Origin of the sequence: Thermus thalpophilus, from assembly GCF_022760915.1 — a bacterium.
GTDB classification, from domain to species: Bacteria; Deinococcota; Deinococci; order Deinococcales; family Thermaceae; genus Thermus; species Thermus thalpophilus.
Map to the genome: position 1 here is coordinate 1 of NZ_JAKTNS010000069.1, position 3285 is coordinate 3285.

The following is a 3285-nucleotide window of genomic DNA, read 5'->3' on the forward strand; positions in this document are numbered from 1 at the left end:
TGGAGCGGGAGACGGGACTTGAACCCGCGACCCCGACCTTGGCAAGGTCGTGCTCTACCAACTGAGCTACTCCCGCAAGGGAAAAATCCCCCGCACCGACCTACTCTCCCAGGACCCTGCGGTCCCAGTACCATCGGCGCTGGCGCGTTTCACTTCCGTGTTCGGAATGGGAACGGGTGGTTCCACGCCGCTATGGGCACGGGGGATTCTCGTGTTTTGTTTTTCAAAATCCCACGCCGCCTTCAAGCGGCAGGGGATCCAAGCTGGGGTGGTCATCAGGGCAAAAGGGTCAAGACCTCGGACGATTGGGACCGGTCAGCTCAACGCCTCACGGCGCTTACACCTCCGGCCCATCCACCGGGTAGTCTTCCCGGGTCCTTACCGGCTTCACACCGTGGGAGGCCTCATCTTGGGGCGGGTTTCCCGCTTAGATGCTTTCAGCGGTTATCCCTCCCGCACATGGCTACCCAGCTTATGCCCCTGGAGGGACAGCTGGGAAACCAGAGGTGCGTCCCTTCCGGTCCTCTCGTACTAGGAAGAGCCCCCCTCAAGCCTCCTGCGCCCGTGGCGGATAGAGACCGAACTGTCTCACGACGTTCTGAACCCAGCTCGCGTGCCGCTTTAATGGGCGAACAGCCCAACCCTTGGGACCTTCTTCAGCCCCAGGATGCGACGAGCCGACATCGAGGTGCCAAACCTCCCCGCCGCTGTGGACGCTCGGGGGAGATCAGCCTGTTATCCCCGGGGTAACTTTTATCCGTTGATCGATGGCCCTTCCACACGGGACCACCGGTTCACTAGGCCCGGCTTTCGCCCCTGCTCGGCTTGCAGGCCTCACAGTCAGGCTCCCTTCTACCCTTGCGCTCTCCGGCGGATTTCCGTCCCGCCTGAGGGAACCTTTGGGCGCCTCCGTTACCCTTTAGGAGGCGACCGCCCCAGTCAAACTGCCCGCCAAGCGCTGTCCCCAATCCCTTGGGTTAGGCCCCCAGCCGCGTCAGGGTGGTATTTCACCGGCGCCTCCACCGCCCCCGAAAGGGCGGCTTCACAGGCTCCCACCTATCCTACGCAGACGCGACCAAGAGCCAACACCAGGCTGCAGTAAAGCTCCACGGGGTCTTTTCGTCCTGCCACGGGTAGGCCGCATCTTCACGGCCAGTTCAATTTCACCGGGTCCCTCGCCGAGACAGCGCTCCGGTCGTTACGCTTTTCGTGCAGGTCGGAACTTACCCGACAAGGAATTTCGCTACCTTAGGACCGTTATAGTTACGGCCGCCGTTCACCGGGGCTTCGGTTCAGGGCTTGCACCCCTCCCCTTGACCTTCCGGCACCGGGCAAGCGTCGCTCCCTATACCTCCTCTTACGAGTTCGCAGAGAGCTGTGTTTTTGGTAAACAGTCGCCAGAGCCTATTCACTGCGGCTCCCCAAAGGCACCGCACGCGGCACCCCGAGGAGCACCCCTTCTCCCGAAGTTACGGGGCTAACTTGCAGAGTTCCTTGGCGAGGGTTATCCCGCGCGCCTTAGTGCTCTCGCACCCGCCCACCTGTGTCGGTTTGCGGTACGGGTTCCCGTGGGTTGTGCTTAGAGGCTTTTCTCGGCTCCCTGGCTTCGGAGGGTTGTCACCCTCACGGGCTTCCCCACCACGCAGAGCTCATGGGAGGCGGGTTTGCCTACCCCCCACCCTGCGCTTCTGGCCGGGCTCGTCCATGGCTCCGGTCCCCCTAGCCTAGAGCGTCCCCCCATCGCACCCACGGGAAGGGCCGGAATATTAACCGGCTGCCCTTCGGCTACGCCTCTCGGCCTCACCTTAGGCCCCGCCTAACCCTACGCTGACGACCATTGCGTAGGAACCCTTGGGCTTACGGCGACAGGGATTCTCACCCTGTTTATCGTTACTCATGCCGGCATTCGCACTTCCCTTACCTCCAGCCGCCCTCGCGGGTCGGCCTTCATCGGCATCGGGAACGCTCCCCTACCGCCTAGGACATCCGCCCTAGACCCGCAGCTTCGGCGCTGGGCTTAAGCCCCGATCATTTTCGGCGCAGCGTCACTCGACCAGTGAGCTATTACGCACTCTTTAAAGGATGGCTGCTTCTAAGCCAACCTCCTGGCTGTCTCCGCGACGCCACATCCTTTCCCACTTAGCCCAGACTTCGGGACCTTAGCTGGCGGTCTCGGTTGTTCCCGCGCTTGGACGCGGACGTTATCGCTCGCGCCCTCACTCCCAGGCTCCACCTGGGACCCTTCGGAGTTTGACAGGGTTTGGTAGGCTGGTGGGCCCCCTAGCCCTATCAGTGCTCTACAGGCCCCAGTCAGCACCTGAGGCTGACCCTAAAGTCATTTCGGGGAGAACCAGCTATCTCCGGGTTCGGTTAGCTTTTCACTCCTAACCCCAGCTCATCCGAGGGGTTTGCATCCCCCACCGGTTCGGGCCTCCACTGGGTTTCACCCCAGCTTCACCCTGGCCAGGGCTAGCTCACCCGGTTTCGGGTCCACGGCCGCGGACTAAACGCCCTCTTCGGACTCGGTTTCCCTACGCCTCCGCCTCATCGGCTTAAGCTCGCCCACGACCGTGAGTCGCCGGCTCATGCTTCAATAGGCACGCCGCAACCCCTAAAGGGGCCGCGACTGCTTGTAAGCCCACGGTTTCAGGCTCTATTTCACTCCCCTCCCGGGGTTCTTTTCACCTTTCCCTCACGGTACTGGTCCACTATCGGTCACCCGGAGTACTTAGCCTTAGGCGGTGGTCCGCCCAGATTCCCCCATGGCTCCACGAACCACAGGGTACTCGGGTACCCTCACCTATCCCCCCACCTTTCGCCTACAGGGCTTTCACCTTCTCCGGCGCTGCTTCCCAACAGCTTCGGCTAGGCTGGGGATTCGGTATCCGAGGGCCCCACAACCCCGCCCGGACAAGCCGGACGGTTTAGGCTCTTCCCCTTTCGCTCGCCGCTACTCAGGGAGTCGCTTTCGCTTTCCTCTCCTCTGGGTACTGAGATGTTTCAGTTCCCCAGGTTCCCCCCGCGCTCCCGCGCGGTGACCCGTGTTCCCACGGGCCGGGTTCCCCCATTCGGACATCCAGGGATCCACGCCCGCTACCGGCTCCCCCTGGCTTATCGCAGGTAGCCGCGTCCTTCATCGGCTCGGGTGCCAAGGCATCCACCGTGGGCCCTTAGCATCTTGACCCTCAAGGCCACACTACCGCATGGCCCTCATCCTCTATCCCATCCACCCCAGCTTTCAAGATCCCCCGCCGCCCACCAGGCAGCGCAAAGAAAAGAGTACCA

Annotated in this window: 1 tRNA gene and 2 rRNA genes; all 3 read right to left on the reverse strand. The window is 62.5% G+C overall.

Going from position 1 to position 3285, the window contains the following annotated elements:
* Positions 1-76, reverse strand: a tRNA-Gly gene (locus L0D17_RS12900).
* 11 nt (positions 77-87) lie between these two features.
* Positions 88-204 (reverse strand): 5S ribosomal RNA (gene rrf / locus L0D17_RS12905).
* Between the two features lie 81 nt (positions 205-285).
* Positions 286-3184: ribosomal RNA gene (locus L0D17_RS12910) — 23S ribosomal RNA — on the reverse strand.
* Positions 3185-3285 lie beyond the last annotated feature (101 nt).